The 17,096-nt window shown below is 68.1% G+C and carries 25 protein-coding genes; all 25 read left to right on the top strand.

Features of this window, described 5'->3' with window-relative positions; genetic code table 11:
- Positions 1-9 precede the first annotated feature (9 nt).
- The 25 genes from rplN to glmM all read left to right on the top strand — a co-directional run bounded on the left by rplN (position 10) and on the right by glmM (position 17,056).
- Positions 10-381: a 50S ribosomal protein L14 gene (gene rplN, locus ACLWS4_RS07060; RefSeq protein WP_030393301.1), complete on the top strand. Its 372-nt coding sequence runs from the start codon at positions 10-12 to the stop codon at positions 379-381.
- 15 nt (positions 382-396) lie between these two features.
- Positions 397-708 carry a 50S ribosomal protein L24 gene (gene rplX, locus ACLWS4_RS07055; RefSeq protein WP_030055828.1) on the top strand — a complete coding sequence of 104 codons (312 nt, stop codon included), beginning with the start codon at positions 397-399 and terminating at the stop codon, positions 706-708.
- A complete protein-coding gene (gene rplE, locus ACLWS4_RS07050; protein ID WP_030393302.1) occupies positions 708-1,277 on the top strand; it encodes a 50S ribosomal protein L5 in 570 nt (189 codons plus the stop codon). The genes rplX and rplE overlap by 1 nt, the downstream gene beginning before the upstream one ends.
- Positions 1,278-1,280: 3 nt before the next feature.
- Positions 1,281-1,466 (top strand): type Z 30S ribosomal protein S14, encoded by a 186-nt coding sequence (locus ACLWS4_RS07045; RefSeq protein ID WP_030055830.1) that lies wholly within the window; start codon positions 1,281-1,283, stop codon positions 1,464-1,466.
- 283 nt (positions 1,467-1,749) lie between these two features.
- The gene (rpsH, locus tag ACLWS4_RS07040) at positions 1,750-2,157 is read left to right on the top strand and encodes a 30S ribosomal protein S8 (protein WP_030055831.1); all 408 of its coding nucleotides are present in this window, start codon (positions 1,750-1,752) and stop codon (positions 2,155-2,157) included.
- 22 nt (positions 2,158-2,179) lie between these two features.
- Complete coding sequence (rplF, locus tag ACLWS4_RS07035) at positions 2,180-2,719, top strand: 50S ribosomal protein L6 (RefSeq protein WP_049649043.1); 540 nt, start codon at positions 2,180-2,182, stop codon at positions 2,717-2,719.
- A gap of 3 nt (positions 2,720-2,722) precedes the next feature.
- Positions 2,723-3,106 (top strand): 50S ribosomal protein L18, encoded by a 384-nt coding sequence (rplR, locus tag ACLWS4_RS07030; protein ID WP_030280785.1) that lies wholly within the window; start codon positions 2,723-2,725, stop codon positions 3,104-3,106.
- 48 nt (positions 3,107-3,154) lie between these two features.
- Positions 3,155-3,778: a 30S ribosomal protein S5 gene (gene rpsE / locus ACLWS4_RS07025; protein WP_030055834.1), complete on the top strand. Its 624-nt coding sequence runs from the start codon at positions 3,155-3,157 to the stop codon at positions 3,776-3,778.
- The gene (gene rpmD, locus ACLWS4_RS07020; RefSeq protein ID WP_049649044.1) at positions 3,778-3,960 is read left to right on the top strand and encodes a 50S ribosomal protein L30; all 183 of its coding nucleotides are present in this window, start codon (positions 3,778-3,780) and stop codon (positions 3,958-3,960) included. Before rpsE ends, rpmD begins: the two co-directional genes overlap by 1 nt.
- Positions 3,961-3,962: 2 nt before the next feature.
- Positions 3,963-4,415: a 50S ribosomal protein L15 gene (gene rplO, locus ACLWS4_RS07015; protein WP_030280790.1), complete on the top strand. Its 453-nt coding sequence runs from the start codon at positions 3,963-3,965 to the stop codon at positions 4,413-4,415.
- A 309-nt stretch (positions 4,416-4,724) separates the two neighbouring features.
- Positions 4,725-6,035 carry a preprotein translocase subunit SecY gene (gene secY, locus ACLWS4_RS07010; RefSeq protein ID WP_030055837.1) on the top strand — a complete coding sequence of 437 codons (1,311 nt, stop codon included), beginning with the start codon at positions 4,725-4,727 and terminating at the stop codon, positions 6,033-6,035.
- Positions 6,035-6,688, top strand: a complete 654-nt coding sequence (locus ACLWS4_RS07005) for an adenylate kinase (protein WP_049649045.1) — start codon at positions 6,035-6,037, stop codon at positions 6,686-6,688. The genes secY and ACLWS4_RS07005 overlap by 1 nt, the downstream gene beginning before the upstream one ends.
- A gap of 117 nt (positions 6,689-6,805) precedes the next feature.
- Positions 6,806-7,645, top strand: coding sequence for a type I methionyl aminopeptidase (gene map, locus ACLWS4_RS07000; RefSeq protein WP_380775138.1), 840 nt, complete (start codon positions 6,806-6,808; stop codon positions 7,643-7,645).
- 141 nt (positions 7,646-7,786) lie between these two features.
- Positions 7,787-8,212: a large conductance mechanosensitive channel protein MscL gene (gene mscL, locus ACLWS4_RS06995; RefSeq protein WP_049649047.1), complete on the top strand. Its 426-nt coding sequence runs from the start codon at positions 7,787-7,789 to the stop codon at positions 8,210-8,212.
- A gap of 194 nt (positions 8,213-8,406) precedes the next feature.
- Entirely contained in the window at positions 8,407-8,628 is a 222-nt protein-coding gene (infA, locus tag ACLWS4_RS06990) for a translation initiation factor IF-1 (RefSeq protein ID WP_003956442.1), read from the top strand.
- Between the two features lie 33 nt (positions 8,629-8,661).
- Entirely contained in the window at positions 8,662-8,775 is a 114-nt protein-coding gene (rpmJ, locus tag ACLWS4_RS06985; protein ID WP_003956441.1) for a 50S ribosomal protein L36, read from the top strand.
- Between the two features lie 176 nt (positions 8,776-8,951).
- Positions 8,952-9,332 carry a 30S ribosomal protein S13 gene (gene rpsM, locus ACLWS4_RS06980; protein WP_049649048.1) on the top strand — a complete coding sequence of 127 codons (381 nt, stop codon included), beginning with the start codon at positions 8,952-8,954 and terminating at the stop codon, positions 9,330-9,332.
- A 72-nt stretch (positions 9,333-9,404) separates the two neighbouring features.
- Entirely contained in the window at positions 9,405-9,812 is a 408-nt protein-coding gene (gene rpsK / locus ACLWS4_RS06975; RefSeq protein ID WP_030232513.1) for a 30S ribosomal protein S11, read from the top strand.
- A 144-nt stretch (positions 9,813-9,956) separates the two neighbouring features.
- Entirely contained in the window at positions 9,957-10,979 is a 1,023-nt protein-coding gene (locus ACLWS4_RS06970; RefSeq protein ID WP_049649049.1) for a DNA-directed RNA polymerase subunit alpha, read from the top strand.
- Between the two features lie 126 nt (positions 10,980-11,105).
- Positions 11,106-11,579 carry a 50S ribosomal protein L17 gene (rplQ, locus tag ACLWS4_RS06965; RefSeq protein ID WP_049649050.1) on the top strand — a complete coding sequence of 158 codons (474 nt, stop codon included), beginning with the start codon at positions 11,106-11,108 and terminating at the stop codon, positions 11,577-11,579.
- A gap of 89 nt (positions 11,580-11,668) precedes the next feature.
- On the top strand, positions 11,669-12,580 hold the full coding sequence (truA, locus tag ACLWS4_RS06960; RefSeq protein WP_416873595.1) for a tRNA pseudouridine(38-40) synthase TruA: 912 nt from the start codon (positions 11,669-11,671) through the stop codon (positions 12,578-12,580).
- 41 nt (positions 12,581-12,621) lie between these two features.
- A complete protein-coding gene (locus tag ACLWS4_RS06955; RefSeq protein ID WP_074003956.1) occupies positions 12,622-14,280 on the top strand; it encodes an ABC-F family ATP-binding cassette domain-containing protein in 1,659 nt (552 codons plus the stop codon).
- 243 nt (positions 14,281-14,523) lie between these two features.
- Positions 14,524-14,967 carry a 50S ribosomal protein L13 gene (rplM, locus tag ACLWS4_RS06950; RefSeq protein ID WP_030055846.1) on the top strand — a complete coding sequence of 148 codons (444 nt, stop codon included), beginning with the start codon at positions 14,524-14,526 and terminating at the stop codon, positions 14,965-14,967.
- A 45-nt stretch (positions 14,968-15,012) separates the two neighbouring features.
- Positions 15,013-15,522, top strand: coding sequence for a 30S ribosomal protein S9 (rpsI, locus tag ACLWS4_RS06945; RefSeq protein ID WP_049649053.1), 510 nt, complete (start codon positions 15,013-15,015; stop codon positions 15,520-15,522).
- A gap of 169 nt (positions 15,523-15,691) precedes the next feature.
- Positions 15,692-17,056 (top strand): phosphoglucosamine mutase, encoded by a 1,365-nt coding sequence (gene glmM, locus ACLWS4_RS06940; RefSeq protein ID WP_049649054.1) that lies wholly within the window; start codon positions 15,692-15,694, stop codon positions 17,054-17,056.
- Positions 17,057-17,096 lie beyond the last annotated feature (40 nt).

The following is a 17,096-nucleotide window of genomic DNA, read 5'->3' as shown; positions in this document are numbered from 1 at the left end:
GAGAAAGCTGTGATCCAGCAGGAGTCGCGACTGCGTGTCGCCGACAACACGGGCGCGAAGGAAATCCTTTGCATCCGCGTTCTCGGTGGTTCCGGTCGCCGCTACGCCGGTATCGGGGACGTCATCGTCGCGACCGTCAAGGACGCGATCCCCGGCGGTTCGGTGAAGAAGGGTGACGTCGTCAAGTGCGTCGTCGTCCGTACCGTGAAGTCGCGCCGTCGTCCGGATGGCTCGTACATCCGCTTCGACGAGAACGCCGCGGTCGTTCTGAAGAACACCGATGGTGACCCCCGTGGTACCCGCATCTTCGGCCCGGTGGGCCGCGAGCTGCGTGACAAGAAGTTCATGAAGATCATCTCGCTTGCGCCGGAGGTGCTCTAACTCATGGCGAACAGCATGAAGATCAAGAAGGGTGACCTGGTTCAGGTCATCACCGGCAAGGACCGCGGCAAGCAGGGCAAGGTCATCCAGGCCATGCCCGCCGAGAACAAGGTCCTGGTCGAGGGTGTGAACCGGGTCAAGAAGCACACCAAGCCGGGCCCGGGCACTCAGGGTGGCATCGTCACCGTCGAGGCGCCGGTGCACGTCTCCAACGTCCAGCTGGTCGTGGAGAAGGACGGCAAGAAGGTCGTCACCCGCGTTGGCTACCGCTTCGATGACGAGGGCAACAAGATCCGCGTTGCCAAGCGAACCGGTGAGGACATCTGATGTCTGAGACGACTGTTGAGAAGGTGACCCCCCGTCTCAAGGAGCGTTACAACTCCGAGATCAAGGGTCAGCTGCAGGAGCAGTTCTCGTACGAGAACGTCATGCTGACGCCCGGCCTGGTCAAGGTCGTCGTCAACATGGGTGTCGGCGAGGCCGCCCGTGACAGCAAGCTGATCGAGGGCGCGATCCGCGACCTGACCGCGATCACCGGTCAGAAGCCGGCCGTGACCAAGGCTCGCAAGTCCATCGCGCAGTTCAAGCTGCGCGAGGGCCAGCCGATCGGCACCCACGTCACCCTCCGTGGTGACCGCATGTGGGAGTTCCTGGACCGTCTGGTGTCGCTGGCCCTGCCGCGTATCCGTGACTTCCGTGGCCTCTCCCCGAAGCAGTTCGACGGCCGTGGCAACTACACCTTCGGTCTGACCGAGCAGGTCATGTTCCACGAGATCGACCAGGACAAGGTCGACCGTCAGCGCGGTATGGACATCACCGTCGTGACCACCGCCCAGACCGACGACGAGGGCCGGGCGCTCCTGCGCGCTCTGGGCTTCCCGTTCAAGGAGGCGTAACACATGGCGAAGAAGTCCCTCATCGCGAAGTCCGAGCGCAAGCCGAAGTTCGGCGTCCGGGCCTACACCCGGTGCCAGCGCTGCGGCCGTCCGCACTCGGTGTACCGCAAGTTCGGCCTGTGCCGTGTCTGCCTTCGTGAGATGGCGCACCGCGGCGAGCTGCCGGGCGTGACCAAGAGCTCCTGGTAGTCCTCTCCCAACAGAGGGACCAGGCACTTTAGGCACACAGCGAAGCAGAGGTGCCCGATCCCACACCGGCCCGTTTTGGGCCTACCGTACGGATTCCCGTAAGGTAGTGGGGTCGGGCCCCCTGCCACGGCTTCCCCATGGACGCCCGTGGCCCTTCTGGAGGGCTCGCACCCAGTCTTACGACGTCGCAGGTCCCCTGCGCTTGTGCCCCTGACGAACTCGCAAGAGTGCGGCAGGGGGACCTGGCGCGGAGAAACCGCGGCGAGAGAGGCCTGAGGCCATCATGACCATGACCGACCCCATCGCAGACATGCTCACGCGTCTGCGTAACGCGAACTCGGCGTACCACGACTCCGTGGCGATGCCGGCCAGCAAGATCAAGGCGCACGTCGCCGAGATCCTGCAGCAGGAGGGGTACATCTCCTCCTACAAGGTTGAGGAGCCCGTCGAGGGCGAGGTCGGCAAGAAGCTGACCATCGAGCTCAAGTTCGGCCCCAACCGTGAGCGCTCCATCGCCGGCATCAAGCGCATCAGCAAGCCGGGTCTGCGCGTTTACGCAAAGTCCACCAACCTGCCGAAGGTGCTCGGCGGCCTGGGCGTGGCGATCATCTCCACGTCTTCGGGTCTCCTCACCGACAAGCAGGCCGCCAAGAAGGGCGTAGGCGGAGAAGTTCTCGCCTACGTCTGGTAATTCGGGAAACGGAGGTACAGCAATGTCGCGCATTGGACGGCTGCCCATCCAGGTCCCCGCTGGCGTGGACGTCACCATCGATGGCCAGGCGGTCTCGGTGAAGGGCCCGAAGGGCACCCTCACCCACGTTGTCGCCGCGCCGATCGAGATCGGTAAGGGCGAGGACGGCACGCTGCTCGTCACCCGCCCCAACGACGAGCGTCTGTCGAAGGCCCTGCACGGCCTTTCCCGCACGCTGGTGGCGAACATGATCACCGGCGTGACCGCGGGCTACCGCAAGTCGCTGGAGATCAGCGGTGTCGGCTACCGAGTTCTGGCGAAGGGCTCCAACATGGAGTTCCAGCTGGGCTACAGCCACCCGATCCTCGTCGAGGCCCCCGAGGGCATCTCCTTCGTCGTCGAGTCGGCCACCAAGTTCCACGTGGACGGCATCGACAAGCAGAAGGTCGGCGAGGTCGCCGCGAAGATCCGCAAGCTGCGCAAGCCGGACCCGTACAAGGCCAAGGGTGTCAAGTACGCGGGCGAGGTCATCCGCCGCAAGGTCGGAAAGAGTGGTAAGTAAGCGATGAGTGTCTCTGTCAAGATCGGCAAGGGCAACGCCTACAAGAGCGCCGCTCGCAAGCGCCGCGCGATCCGCGTTCGCAAGCGCGTCGTCGGCACCGAGGTGCGTCCGCGCCTCGTCGTGACGCGTTCGAACCGTCACATGGTCGCCCAGGTCATCGACGACGCCAAGGGTCACACCCTGGCGTCGGCGTCCACCCTCGACGTGTCCATCAAGGGCGCCGAGGGCGACAAGACCGAGCTGGCCAAGAAGGTCGGGAGCCTGGTCGCCGAGCGCGCCAAGGCCGCCGGCATCGAGTCGGTCGTCTTCGACCGCGCGGGCAACCGGTACGCCGGCCGCATCGCCGCCCTGGCGGACGCGGCTCGTGAGGCCGGGCTCGACTTCTAAGCCGCTCGTCGGCTCAGTCGACGGACGTAATCGAGAGAGGTAATTCCAATGGCTGGACCCCAGCGCCGCGGTAGCGGCGCCGGCGGCGGCACCGGCGGTGGCGAGCGGCGCGACCGTAAGCGTGACGACCGGGGCAACGCCCCCGCCGTCGAGAAGACCGCTTACGTCGAGCGCGTTGTCGCGATCAACCGTGTCGCCAAGGTTGTCAAGGGTGGTCGTCGTTTCAGCTTCACCGCGCTGGTCGTGGTGGGCGACGGTGACGGCACCGTGGGTGTCGGTTACGGGAAGGCGAAGGAGGTTCCGGCCGCCATCGCCAAGGGTGTTGAGGAGGCCAAGAAGAACTTCTTCAAGGTCCCCCGTATCCAGGGCACCATCCCGCACCCGATCCAGGGTGAGAAGGCCGCCGGCGTCGTGCTCCTGAAGCCCGCCGCCCCCGGTACCGGTGTTATCGCCGGTGGTCCGGTGCGCGCCGTCCTGGAGTGCGCCGGCATCCACGACATCCTGTCGAAGTCGCTCGGCTCGGACAACGCGATCAACATCGTGCACGCCACCGTGGCTGCTCTGAAGGGCCTCGTGCGCCCCGAGGAGATCGCCGCTCGTCGTGGCCTGCCGCTGGAGGACGTGGCCCCCGCCGCTCTGCTGCGGGCGCGTGCTGCTGGGGTGAGCGCCTGATGGCTCGCCTGAAGATCACGCAGACCAAGTCGTACATCGGCAGCAAGCAGAACCACCGTGACACCCTGCGTACGCTTGGTCTCAAGCGCATGCACGACGTCGTGGTGAAGGAGGACCGTCCCGAGATCCGCGGGATGGCCCACACGGTCCGTCACCTGGTGACGGTTGAGGAGGTGGACTGATCATGGGCGACAACCCGATCAAGATCCACAACCTGCGTCCCGCCCCGGGTGCCAAGACCGACAAGATCCGCGTGGGTCGTGGTGAGGGCTCCAAGGGTAAGACTGCCGGTCGTGGTACCAAGGGCACGAAGGCCCGCTACCAGGTTCCGCAGCGCTTCGAGGGTGGCCAGATGCCGCTCCACATGCGCCTGCCGAAGCTGAAGGGCTTCAAGAACCCGTTCAAGATCACGTTCCAGGTTGTCAACCTCGACAAGCTGGCCGAGCTCTACCCGCAGGGTGGCGAGGTCACTGTCGAGGACCTGGTCGCCAAGGGCGCGGTTCGCAAGAACTCCCTCGTCAAGGTGCTCGGCACCGGCGAGGTCTCGGTTGCGCTGCAGGTGACGGTCGACGCCGTCTCCGGCTCCGCCGCCGAGAAGATCAAGGCCGCCGGCGGTACGGTCACCGAGCTCGTCTGAGCCCGCTGAGATCCGCCTTCGAGCCCCGCACCTCCTCCGGGAGGTGCGGGGCTCGTGCCGTTCCCGGGGACATCGGGCCGGAAGGCGCTCGTTCTTTTGTGTGGCAAACCCGGGCATCCCGTACCCCGTGAGTGGGGGAGGGGCGGTACGCGCTTCTTCCGAGTGGCTGCGCACTGTTAGAGTCCGTGGAGTTCCCTTGTAGGCTGCGCGTAGGCTCGCCTGTGCCGTCTGTACGGGGGCCCGAACCGCAAACTCCCCATTCAGGACCGACCCTCCCGCCGACGACGCGCGGGAGGCGCAGGAGGCACCGTGCTCAGTGCGTTCGCGCGGGCGTTCCAGACGCCCGACCTGCGCAAGAAGCTGCTGTTCACGCTGGGCATCATGGTGCTGTTCCGCCTGGGCTCGCACATTCCGATGCCGGGCGTGAGCTTCACGGCCGTGAACGAGTGCGTGAAGGAGACCAAGAACAGCGGTCTCTTCGGGCTCGTCAACCTGTTCAGCGGCGGCGCGCTCCTCCAACTGACGATCTTCGCCCTCGGCATCATGCCGTACATCACGGCGAGCATCATCCTCCAGCTCCTCACCGTCGTGATCCCGCGACTGGAGATGCTGAAGAAGGAGGGCCAGGCCGGCCAGGCCAAGATCACCCAGTACACCCGTTACCTGACCATCGCGCTCGCCGTGCTCCAGGGCACCGGCATCGTGGCGACGGCCTCCAGCGGCGCGCTGTTCTCCGGCTGCCCGCTGGCCAACCAGATCGTCCCGGACACCAGCGTGTTCCGGATCGCCGTCATGGTGCTCACGATGACGGCCGGCACCACGGTCATCATGTGGCTCGGTGAGCTGATCACCGACCGCGGCATCGGCAACGGCATGTCGCTGCTGATCTTCACCTCGATCGCGGCGCAGTTCCCGTCCTCGATGTGGGCGATCAAGACCTCCGGCACCATCGGCGGCGGCTGGGTCGAGTTCCTCTCCGTGGTCGCGGTCGGCGTCATCGTCGTGATGCTGGTCATCTTCGTCGAGCAGGCCCAGCGCCGGATCCCGGTCCAGTACGCGAAGCGGATGATCGGCCGCCGCGCGTTCGGCGGGACCTCGACCTACATCCCGCTCAAGGTGAACCAGGCCGGTGTCATCCCGGTCATCTTCGCCTCGTCGCTGCTGTACATCCCCGCCCTGGTGGTCCAGCTGACCAACAGCCAGGCCGGCTGGGCCACGTGGATCCGGACGAACTTCGTCAAGGGTGACCACCCGATCTACATGGCCACGTACTTCCTGCTGATCGTCTTCTTCGCCTTCTTCTACGTCGCCATCTCCTTCAACCCCGAAGAAGTTGCCGACAACATGAAGAAGTATGGTGGGTTCATCCCGGGCATCCGGGCCGGCCGACCGACGGCCGAGTACCTGAACTACGTGCTGACCCGAATCACGTGGCCGGGTTCGCTCTACCTGGGCCTGATCGCGTTGATCCCGATGATCGCCCTGGTCGCCTTCGGACAGCAGACCAACTTCCCGTTCGGCGGCACCAGCGTGCTCATCGTCGTCGGCGTCGGACTCGAAACTGTGAAGCAGATCGAGAGCCAGCTCCAGCAGCGCAATTACGAAGGGTTCCTCCGCTGATGCGTATCGTCCTCGTTGGTCCTCCCGGGGCCGGGAAGGGTACTCAGGCGCACCTGCTCGCCAAGACCCTGTCCATCCCCCACATCTCCACCGGCGACCTGTTCCGTGCGAACATCAGCCAGGGCACCCCGCTGGGCCTCGAGGCCAAGTCCTACATGGACGCGGGGCGCCTGGTGCCGGACGAGGTCACCATCGGGATGGCCAAGGACCGCATGCTCCAGGCGGACGCCGTCAACGGCTTCCTGCTCGACGGCTTCCCCCGCAACCTGGGGCAGGCCAAGGCGCTGGACGAGTTCCTCGCCGAGCAGGGCATCAAGCTGGACGGCGTGCTGGACCTGGAGGTCCCCGAGGACGAGGTCGTCCGCCGGATCGCCGGCCGCCGCCTGTGCCGCAACGACGGTGGCCACGTCTTCCACGTGGACTACAACCCGCCGAAGGTCGACGGCGTCTGCGACGAGTGCGGCGGCGAGCTGTACCAGCGCTCGGACGACACCGAGGACAAGGTGCGCACGCGCCTGGAGGTCTACCACACGGAGACCGAGCCGATCATCGACTACTACGTCCAGCAGGGCCTGGTGGCGACCATCTCGGCCCTCGGCAAGGTGGACGAGGTCACCGCCCGCTCGATCGAGGCGCTGAAGCAGGACAGCTGAGTCTCTCGGCGAACGTACGACGGTACGGCCGGGTCGCCCGCCCCACGCGGGTGGCCCGGCCGTTTCGGCGTCGTACGGTGGTAGCAGTGGTAATCCGGACTTGGAAGGCGTGACCAGATGGTGGAGATCAAGACCCCCGAGCAGATCGCGAAGATGCGAGCGGCCGGGCTGGTCGTCGCCGAGGCCCTGAAGGCCTGCCGCGAGGCGGTCGCCCCCGGGGTGACCACCCAGGAGCTCAACGACGTCGCGGACAAGGTCATCACCGACCACGGCGCCACCTCGAACTTCCGGGCCAACCACGGCGGGCTCTGGTTCCCGGGCGTGATCTGCGCCTCGGTGAACAACGAGGTCGTGCACGGCATCCCCGGCGACCGGGCCCTCCAGGAGGGCGACATCATCTCGATCGACTGCGGCGCCATCCTGGACGGCTGGCACGGCGACTCGGCCATCACCGTGGCGGTCGGCGAGGTCCGCCCGGAGGTCGAGATGCTGAGCCGGGTGACCGAGGGCTCGATGTGGGCCGGCATCGCCCAGATGAAGAAGAACAACCGCCTGGTGGACGTCTCCAAGGCGATCGAGGGCTTCATCCGCCGCCAGCCGCTCCCGCCCAAGGGCAAGTGGGGCATCACCGAGGGCTACGGCGGCCACGGCATCGGCACCGCGATGCACATGGAGCCGCACGTGCTGAACTACGTCGAGCGCGGCCGCGGCAAGGGCCCGAAGCTCGTCCCCGGCACCGTGCTGGCGATCGAGCCGATGGTCTCGCTCGGCACCCCGCACACCACCGTGCTGGAGGACGACTGGACGGTCGTCACCAACGACGGCACCTGGGCCTCGCACTGGGAGCACTCGGTGGCCGTCACCGAGCAGGGCCCGCTGGTGCTGACCGCCTTCGACGGCGGCAAGGCGGAGCTGGCGAAGCTGGGCATCACCGCAGCTCCGGACCCCCTCGGGTAGTCCTGACGGCGCTCAACTGCCGCTGCTGACAAGGGATCAGGGCCCTGGAGGTTTGGACCTCCAGGGCTTTTGTCCTATTTTTATGCGCTGGCAGTGGTCGGCTCCGGCCGGTCCGGTTACGAGCGATGCAGGAGAGAGCACGTGCTCAAGGGATTCCGCGACTTCATGATGCGCGGCAACGTCGTCGACATGGCGGTCGGTGTGGTCATCGGTGCCGCGTTCACCGCGGTGGTGACCGGCTTCGTGTCCGCCTTCCTCACCCCGCTGGTGGGTGTGGTGGTCGGCGCCGCCGGCGACTTCAGCTCGTACAAGGCGCACATCGCGGGGGTGACCTTCCCGTACGGGCAGTTCCTCAACGTGCTGATCGCGTTCTTCATGACCGCCGCGGTGCTGTACTTCTGCGTGGTGCTGCCGATCACCAAGGCGACCGCGCGCTACATGCCGAAGAAGCCGAAGACGCCGAAGCGCCCGTGCCCCGAGTGCCTGACCGACATCCCCGAGGCCGCCCGCCGCTGCTCGGCCTGCACCGCCCACGTCGAGCCGCTGACGGTCCTCAGCAAGGCCTGACGTAGCAGATGTGACGGCGACCGCTTTCCGGGACCCCCGTTTTGGTGCACCGGACGCGCTGGCGTAGGATGGACCGTCGGCTCACTCGTAGCGTGCTTCAGCGCGCCCTCTTCCCCCCGGGGAAGGGGTGAACCCAGGTTCGCACGAGCGTTCCGCATACGGTAGCCGGTCCCGGAAGGTGGATCTCGCAGTTCATGGCTAAGAAGCAAGGCGCCATTGAGATCGAGGGCACCGTGATCGAGTCTCTGCCGAACGCGATGTTCAAGGTCGAGCTGCAGAACGGTCACAAGGTCCTCGCGCACATCAGTGGCAAGATGCGCATGCACTACATCCGCATCCTGCCGGACGACCGGGTCGTCGTGGAGCTCAGCCCCTACGACCTCACGCGCGGGCGGATCGTCTACCGCTACAAGTAAGAACGTCAGATCTAGACCCGGAGAACCTGAAACATGAAGGTCAAGCCGAGCGTCAAGAAGATCTGCGACAAGTGCAAGGTGATCCGCCGCCACGGCCGGGTCATGGTGATCTGCGACAACCTGCGCCACAAGCAGCGCCAGGGCTGATCACTCTTCAGCATTTCTCGTAGTACTTCGCGCGACGCGAAAACGTCATAAGCGGGCTACCCGATCCGTCCGTTCCCGGACGGACTGCCACCCCCGGTCAGAGGCCGGGGCTCCCTCACCGTGAGGTGTCGGAGTAGGTAGCACGCAAGACCTCTGAAGAACCACAGGAGCCTTGAATGGCACGCCTCGCCGGCGTTGATCTCCCCCGTGAGAAGCGGATCGAGATCGCCCTTACGTACGTGTACGGCATCGGCCGTACCCGCGCCCAGCAGACCCTGGCCGAGACCGGTGTCAACCCGGATGTCCGCGTTCGCGACATCTCCGAGGACGACCTCGTCAAGCTGGGCCAGTACATCGACGCCAACTACACGGTCGAGGGTGACCTCCGCCGTGAGGTGGCCGCCGACATCCGCCGCAAGGTCGAGATCGGCTGCTACGAGGGTCTGCGTCACCGCCGCGGCCTGCCGGTCCGCGGCCAGCGCACCCACACCAACGCGCGTACCCGCAAGGGCCCGCGTCGCGCGATCGCCGGTAAGAAGAAGCCGGGCAAGAAGTAGTCCGTCCCGTAACCGGACATCCCTCCGGCCCGCGGGTCAGCGGACCGACCACCTCAGTAGGAGAACAGACTTATGCCCCCCAAGGGTCGTCAGGCTGCCGGCGCGAAGAAGATCCGCCGCAAGGAAAAGAAGAACGTCGCTCACGGCCACGCGCACATCAAGAGCACGTTCAACAACACCATCGTTTCGATCACCGACCCCGCGGGCAACGTGATCTCCTGGGCCTCCGCCGGCCACGTCGGCTTCAAGGGCTCGCGCAAGTCGACCCCGTTCGCCGCGCAGATGGCCGCCGAGGCCGCTGCCCGTCGCGCGCAGGAGCACGGCATGCGCAAGGTCGACGTCTTCGTCAAGGGTCCGGGCTCCGGCCGCGAGACCGCGATCCGTTCGCTCCAGGCCACCGGCCTGGAGGTCGGCTCGATCCAGGACGTCACCCCCACCCCGCACAACGGCTGCCGTCCGCCGAAGCGCCGCCGCGTCTGACGCAGCGCCTTCGGGCACGCGGGTGATGTTTTAAACCTCGTACGGGCTCCCACGCAGTGATTGGTCGCTGCCTACGGGAGCCCGTACGCTTGGTCCTGTCGGCATCAAATAGTGGGTGCCGAAGACAACTGGAGGATTCCCCCCATGCTTATCGCTCAGCGCCCCTCGCTGACCGAAGAGGTCGTCGACGAGTTCCGCTCGCGGTTCGTGATCGAGCCGCTGGAGCCGGGCTTCGGCTACACCCTCGGCAACTCCCTGCGCCGCACGCTCCTGTCGTCGATCCCGGGTGCCGCTGTCACCAGCATCCGCATCGACGGCGTCCTGCACGAGTTCACCACCGTGCCGGGCGTCAAGGAGGACGTGACCGACCTCATCCTCAACATCAAGCAGCTGGTCGTCTCCTCGGAGCACGACGAGCCGGTCGTGATGTACCTGCGCAAGCAGGGCCCGGGTGTCGTCACCGCCGCCGACATCGCCCCGCCGGCGGGTGTCGAGGTGCACAACCCGGAGCTGGTCCTCGCCACGCTGAACGGCAAGGGCAAGCTGGAGATGGAGCTGACCGTCGAGCGCGGTCGCGGCTACGTCTCCGCCGTGCAGAACAAGGCCTCCGGCCAGGAGATCGGCCGCATCCCGGTCGACTCGATCTACAGCCCCGTGCTGAAGGTCACCTACAAGGTCGAGGCCACCCGTGTCGAGCAGCGGACCGACTTCGACAAGCTGATCGTCGACGTCGAGACCAAGCCCGCCATGCGTCCGCGCGACGCCATGGCCTCGGCCGGCAAGACCCTGGTGGAGCTGTTCGGCCTCGCCCGCGAGCTGAACATCGACGCCGAGGGCATCGACATGGGCCCGTCCCCGACGGACGCCGCCCTGGCCGCCGACCTGGCGCTGCCGATCGAGGAGCTGGAGCTCACGGTCCGCTCCTACAACTGCCTCAAGCGCGAGGGCATCCACACCGTGGGTGAGCTCGTCGCCCGCTCCGAGGCCGACCTGCTCGACATCCGCAACTTTGGTGCGAAGTCGATCGACGAGGTCAAGGCGAAGCTGGCCGGCATGGGCCTGGCCCTCAAGGACAGCCCGCCCGGGTTCGACCCGACCGCTGCCGCCGACGCCTTCGGCGCCGACGACCTCGACGACTCGCACTTCGCCGAGACCGAGCAGTACTGAGAGAATTGGCCGCGGGGGCGGTTCCACGAACCGCCCCCGTCGTCGTGAAAGTCGTACGGGCAACAGTGCCCGTACGCCCGCTGCGGTACCTGATACGGCCGTAGTCGGAGATTCAAGGAGTAATCCATGCCGCGTCCCACCAAGGGTGCCCGCCTCGGCGGCGGCCCGCACCACGAGCCGCTGCTGCTCGCCGGTCTGTGCCGGGAGCTGTTCCAGTACGGCCGCATCACCACGACCGAGGCCAAGGCCCGTCGGATGCGCCCGCTGGCGGAGAAGCTGATCACCAAGGCGAAGAAGGGCGACATCCACAACCGTCGCCTGGTGCGCAAGACCATCACCGACGTGTCGGTGCTGCACACCCTCTTCACCGAGATCGCGCCGCGCTACGAGAACCGCCCGGGTGGTTACACCCGTATCACCAAGATCGGTCCCCGTCGTGGCGACAACGCCCCGATGGCCGTGATCGAGCTGGTCGAGGCGCTGACCGTCGCGCAGACCGCCGTCGGCGAGGCCGAGGCCGCCACCAAGCGTGCCGTCAAGGAGGCCGACGCCAAGGTCGAGGAGACCAAGGCCGACGCCGCCGAGGCCGAGCAGGCCTGACACCTCTAGGTGTGTTGCGGGCCCGCTTCCCCAGTGATGGGGGAGCGGGCCCGTTCCTTGTTCTTCGAGGTCCCGGGAGAAGAGAAGCAGTGGTCAACGAGTGCGCCGAGCAGCCGCCGGTGAAGGACGGCCCGGCCGACGGGTACGTCCGGGTCCGGCTCGACCTCGCCTACCAGGGTGCCGAGTTCTCCGGCTGGGCCCGCCAGAAGGGCGGCCGCCGGACGGTCCAGGAGGAGATCGAGAGCGCGCTGCAGGTCGTCACCCGCAGCCCGGAGCTGTTCCCGCTGACCGTGGCCGGCCGCACCGACGCCGGGGTGCACGCCCGCGGCCAGGTCGCCCACGTCGACCTGCCGGCCGAGCTGTGGGCGGAGCACCGGGAGAAGCTGCTGCGCCGGCTGGCGGGCCGGCTGCCCGGGGACGTCCGGATCTACCGGGTCGGCGAGGCGCCGGCCGGGTTCGACGCCCGCTTCTCGGCCGTCTGGCGCCGGTACGCGTACCGGGTCTCCGACCACCCCGGCGGGGTGGACCCGCTGCTGCGCGGCCACGTGCTCTGGCACGACCGGCCGCTGGACGTGGAGAAGATGAACGCCGCCGCGAAGCTGCTGCTCGGCGAGCACGACTTCGCCGCGTACTGCAAGAAGCGCGAGGGCGCCACCACCATCCGCACCCTGCTGGAGCTGCACTGGGACCGCGTCCCGGTGGACCCGTACGCCGCCCAGGAGGGCTCGCTCGCGGTCGCCACCGTGCGGGCCGACGCCTTCTGCCACAACATGGTCCGGGCGCTGGTCGGCGCGATGCTGCTGGTCGGCGACGGGCACCGGCCGGTGGAGTTCCCCGGCGAGGTGCTGGCCGGCGGGGTGCGCAACTCCGCCGTCAACGTGATCCGGCCGTACGGGCTCACGCTGGAGGAGGTCGGCTACCCGCCGGACGACCAGCTGGCCGAGCGCAACCGGGCGGCCCGGCGGATGCGGACCCTGCCCGGTCAGCCGGCCATCGGTTAATCCGTTTTGGCCCGGCGCGTCCGCTTGGGAGAATCGTTCCCATGGGACACGTCGAGATTTCGCACCTGGAGTACTACCTGCCGGACGGGCGCGTGTTGTTCGACGACGCGTCCTTCCGGGTCGGAGAGGGCGCCGCGGTCGCCCTGGTCGGTGCCAACGGCGCCGGCAAGACCACCCTGCTCCGGATGATCGCGGGGGACATCCAGCCGCACGGCGGCACGGTGACGATCAGCGGCGGGCTCGGCGTGATGCGCCAGTTCGTCGGCACCACCGGCCGCGAGGACCAGCAGTCCACCCCGGGCGCGCTGCCGGCCGACGCCTCGGTGCGCGACCTGCTGGTCTCCGTCGCCCCCGAGCGGATCGCCAAGGCCGCCCGCGCGGTGGACGCCGCCGAGCTGGCGATGATCGCCCAGGACGACGAGAAGACGCAGATGGCCTACGCCCAGGCGCTCTCCGACTGGGCCGACGTCGGCGGCTACGACTACGAGACCGACTGGGACGTCTGCACCATGGCGGCCCTCGGGGTGTCCTTCGACAAGGCCCAGTGGCGCGGCCTGAACACCCTCTCCGGCGGCGAGCAGAAGCGGCTGGTGCTGGAGGCGCTGCTGCGCGGCCCCGAAGAGGTGCTGCTGCTCGACGAGCCCGACAACTACCTGGACGTCCCGGCCAAGCGCTGGCTGGAGGAGGCCCTCAAGGCCACCTCGAAGACCGTCCTGTTCATCTCGCACGACCGCGAGCTGCTCTCCAAGACCGCCGACAAGATCATCTCCGTGGAGTCCGGCGCGGCGGGCAGCAGCGTCTGGGTGCACGGCGGCGGCTTCGACTCCTTCCACGAGGCCCGCAAGGACCGCTTCGCGCGGTTCGAGGAGCTCGGCCGGCGCTGGGACGAGGAGCACGCCAAGCTCAAGAAGCTGGTCGTCACCCTGCGCCAGGCCGCCGCCGTCAGCCACGCCCTGGCCACCCGCTACGCCGCCGCCCAGACCCGGCTGAAGAAGTTCGAGGAGGCCGGGCGGCCGGAGGAGCCCCCGCGCGAGCAGAGCATCACCATGCGGCTCAAGGGCGGGCGCACCGGTGTGCGCTCCTTCACCCTGGAGCAGCTGGAGCTCACCGGCCTGATGCGGCCCTTCGACCTGGAGGTCTTCTACGGCGAGCGGGTCGCGGTGCTGGGCGCCAACGGCGCCGGCAAGTCGCACCTGCTGCGGCTGCTCGCGGGGGACGAGACCGTCGAGCACACCGGCGCCTGGAAGCTCGGCGCCCGGGTCGTGCCCGGCCACTTCCGGCAGACCCACGCCCACCCGGAGCTGTTCGGCCGCACCGTGCGGTCGATCGTCGAGGAGGAGCACGCGCTCAGCCGCGGCGCCGCGATGGGGGCGCTGCGCCGGTACGAGCTGGACCGCCAGGAGGAGCAGAAGTTCGAGTCGCTGTCCGGCGGGCAGCAGGCCCGGCTGATGATCCTCAAGCTCGAACTCTCCGGTGTCACGGCCCTGTTGCTGGACGAGCCGACCGACAACCTGGACCTGGAGAGCGCCGAGGCCCTGCAGGCCGGCCTGGAGGCCTTCGAGGGCACCGTGCTGTGCGTCACCCACGACCGCTGGTTCGCCAAGACCTTCGACCGTTTCCTGGTGTTCGGCGCGGACGGCCGGGTGTTCGAGTCGCCGGAACCGGTCTGGGACGTGACCCGCGTGGAGCGCGAACGCTGAGTGACGGCCGGGCCTCCGGCCGGAAGGAGCCGACCCATTTTTGACCCCTTCGGATCCGGCCGGTAACCTGGACGCTTGATGTGCGTATTGGCTCGCTCTATCTCACGTGAGAGGTCGGTACGCCGGAGACATCAGGTCGTCGACCAGCGGTCACCCTTGAATTGCGTCCAAGGTTGGCCAGGCTGCTCTGCCGTCCGGGTGCTCCTGTCAGGACTCACTCACTGAAAAGCGAAGGCTACGACCGTGCGTACGTACAGCCCCAAGCCCGGCGACGTCCAGCGTCAGTGGCACGTCATCGACGCGACCGACGTCGTGCTCGGCCGCCTGGCCTCCCAGGCCGCCAACCTCCTCCGGGGCAAGCACAAGGCGATCTACGCGCCGCACGTTGACACTGGTGACTTCGTCATCATCATCAACGCCGACAAGGTGCACCTGTCCGGTAACAAGAAGACCCAGAAGCTGGCCTACCGCCACTCGGGCTTCCCGGGCGGTCTGCGCTCGGTGCGCTACGACGACCTGCTGGCGAACAACCCGGAGAAGGCCGTCGAGAAGGCCATCAAGGGCATGATCCCCAAGAACAGCCTGGGCCGCCAGATGCTCTCGAAGCTGAAGGTCTACTCGGGCGACCAGCACCCCCACGCTGCCCAGCAGCCGGTGCCGTTCGAGATCACCCAGGTCGCGCAGTAATTCGGCCACCAAGCCCCCCAACACTGAAAAGAGCTGAGGAACACCGTGGCCGAGACCACTGAAACCCTTGAGGTCGACTTCGACGAGGCCGTTGAGGCCGTCGAGGGCGAGTACACCTCCGAGGAGAGCTACACCTCCGAGTCGCTGGCCGGCCGCTTCGGCGAGGCCGTCCCCGGCGCCGGCCTGGGCCGTCGCAAGGAGGCGATCGCCCGCGTGCGCATCGTCCCCGGCACCGGCCAGTGGAAGATCAACGGTCGCACCCTCGAGGGTTACTTCCCCAACAAGGTGCACCAGCAGACCGTGAACGAGCCCTTCAAGCTCCTCGAGCTGGACGGCCGTTACGACGTCGTCGCCCGCATCAGCGGTGGCGGCGTCTCCGGCCAGGCCTACGCGCTGCGCCTCGGCGTCGCCCGTGCCCTGAACGAGGCCGACGTGGACAACAACCGCGGCGCGCTGAAGAAGGCCGGCTTCCTGACCCGTGACGCCCGCGCCGTCGAGCGCAAGAAGGCCGGTCTGAAGAAGGCCCGCAAGGCGCCGCAGTACAGCAAGCGCTAATCGCCTCCCCCGGGGGTGCGGTCCGCCCTGGCGGCGCACCCCCTGGTTGCGCGAAAAACCGTCGCCCCGGAGTACCTCGCGTACTCCGGGGCGACGTGTTCCCCGGCTACTGCGCGGCGGCCGGGATCATCGGTTTGGGTTCCGAGCAGTGGTGATGGAGGACGGGACAGTGGGACGACTCTTCGGTACGGACGGCGTGCGCGGGGTGGCCAACGAGGGCCTGACGGCGGAGCTGGCGCTCGGCCTGTCGGTCGCCGCGGCCCATGTGCTCGGCGAGGCCGGCGCCTTCGACGGCCACCGGCCGGTCGCGGTGGTCGGCCGTGACCCGCGCGCCTCGGGCGAGTTCCTGGAGGCCGCCGTCATCGCCGGTCTGGCGAGCGCCGGCGTCGACGTCCTGCGGGTCGGCGTCCTGCCCACCCCGGCCGTGGCGTACCTCACCGGCGCGCTCGGCGCCGACTTCGGCGTGATGCTGTCCGCCAGCCACAACGCCATGCCGGACAACGGCATCAAGTTCCTCGCCCGCGGCGGCCACAAGCTGGACGACCGCATCGAGGACGCGATCGAGACCCACTACCGCAAGCACACCCTCGGCGACGAGGACTGGAACCGTCCGACCGGCGCGGCCGTCGGCCGGGTGCGCGAGTACACCGAGGGCTTCGACAAGTACGTCGCCCACCTGATCGGCGTGCTGCCCAACCGCCTGGACGGCATCAAGGTCGTCATCGACGGCGCCCACGGCGCGGCCGCCTACGTCGCCCCCGAGGCCTTCGCCCGGGCCGGCGCCGAGGTGGTCCACACCCTGGGGGCCGAGCCCACCGGCCTCAACATCAACGACGGCGTCGGCTCCACCCACCTGGACCGGCTGCGCGTCGCCATGAAGGAGCACCGGGCCGACCTCGGCATCGCCCTGGACGGGGACGCCGACCGCTGCCTGGCCGCCGACGCCGAGGGCAACGAGGTGGACGGCGACCAGATCATCGCCATCCTCGCGATCGCCATGAAGGAGGCCGGCACCCTGCGCGGCAACACCGCCGTGGCCACCGTGATGTCCAACCTCGGCTTCAAGCTGGCGATGGAGCGCGAGGGCGTCGAGCTGGTGGAGACCGCCGTCGGCGACCGCTACGTGCTGGAGGCGATGAAGGAGCACGGCTTCGCGCTGGGCGGCGAGCAGTCCGGCCACGTGATCCTGCTGGACCACGCCACCACCGGTGACGGCACCCTGACCGGCCTGATGCTGGGCGCCCGGCTGGCCGCCACCAAGCAGCCGCTGGCCGACCTGGCCGCCGTGATGACCCGGCTGCCGCAGGTGCTGATCAACGTCAAGGGCGTCGACAAGTCCCGGGTGAGGACCAGCACCGAGCTGGCCGCCGCGGTCGCCGAGGCCGAGGCCGAGCTGGGCTCCACCGGCCGGGTGCTGCTGCGCCCGTCGGGCACCGAGCCGCTGGTCCGGGTGATGGTCGAGGCCGCCGACCCGGCACAGGCCGAGACGGTCGGGCAGCGCCTGGCCGAGGCCGTGCGCACCCACCTGGGCTGAGCCCCGGAGACACGGTGAAGGGCCCCCGCGCGCCGCGGGG

The organism is Kitasatospora sp. SC0581 (assembly GCF_048159585.1).
GTDB lineage: Bacteria > Actinomycetota > Actinomycetes > Streptomycetales > Streptomycetaceae > Kitasatospora.
The sequence above is the reverse complement of the archived record's forward strand: the minus strand, read 5'-3'. Positions and strand labels throughout refer to the sequence as shown.

Coding starts and splice junctions, on each gene's coding strand:
- ACLWS4_RS07005 (WP_049649045.1), top strand. CDS start 6,035: ATGCGTATCGTCCTCGTTGGTCCTCCCGGGGCCGGGAAGGGTACTCAG.
- rplF (WP_049649043.1), top strand. CDS start 2,180: ATGTCGCGCATTGGACGGCTGCCCATCCAGGTCCCCGCTGGCGTGGAC.
- rpsE (WP_030055834.1), top strand. CDS start 3,155: ATGGCTGGACCCCAGCGCCGCGGTAGCGGCGCCGGCGGCGGCACCGGC.
- ACLWS4_RS06955 (WP_074003956.1), top strand. CDS start 12,622: ATGGGACACGTCGAGATTTCGCACCTGGAGTACTACCTGCCGGACGGG.
- rplX (WP_030055828.1), top strand. CDS start 397: ATGAAGATCAAGAAGGGTGACCTGGTTCAGGTCATCACCGGCAAGGAC.
- rpsM (WP_049649048.1), top strand. CDS start 8,952: ATGGCACGCCTCGCCGGCGTTGATCTCCCCCGTGAGAAGCGGATCGAG.
- rplO (WP_030280790.1), top strand. CDS start 3,963: ATGGGCGACAACCCGATCAAGATCCACAACCTGCGTCCCGCCCCGGGT.
- infA (WP_003956442.1), top strand. CDS start 8,407: ATGGCTAAGAAGCAAGGCGCCATTGAGATCGAGGGCACCGTGATCGAG.
- ACLWS4_RS07045 (WP_030055830.1), top strand. CDS start 1,281: ATGGCGAAGAAGTCCCTCATCGCGAAGTCCGAGCGCAAGCCGAAGTTC.
- map (WP_380775138.1), top strand. CDS start 6,806: ATGGTGGAGATCAAGACCCCCGAGCAGATCGCGAAGATGCGAGCGGCC.
- ACLWS4_RS06970 (WP_049649049.1), top strand. CDS start 9,957: ATGCTTATCGCTCAGCGCCCCTCGCTGACCGAAGAGGTCGTCGACGAG.
- rplR (WP_030280785.1), top strand. CDS start 2,723: ATGAGTGTCTCTGTCAAGATCGGCAAGGGCAACGCCTACAAGAGCGCC.
- rpmJ (WP_003956441.1), top strand. CDS start 8,662: ATGAAGGTCAAGCCGAGCGTCAAGAAGATCTGCGACAAGTGCAAGGTG.
- rplE (WP_030393302.1), top strand. CDS start 708: ATGTCTGAGACGACTGTTGAGAAGGTGACCCCCCGTCTCAAGGAGCGT.
- rpmD (WP_049649044.1), top strand. CDS start 3,778: ATGGCTCGCCTGAAGATCACGCAGACCAAGTCGTACATCGGCAGCAAG.
- rpsK (WP_030232513.1), top strand. CDS start 9,405: ATGCCCCCCAAGGGTCGTCAGGCTGCCGGCGCGAAGAAGATCCGCCGC.
- rpsH (WP_030055831.1), top strand. CDS start 1,750: ATGACCATGACCGACCCCATCGCAGACATGCTCACGCGTCTGCGTAAC.
- rplQ (WP_049649050.1), top strand. CDS start 11,106: ATGCCGCGTCCCACCAAGGGTGCCCGCCTCGGCGGCGGCCCGCACCAC.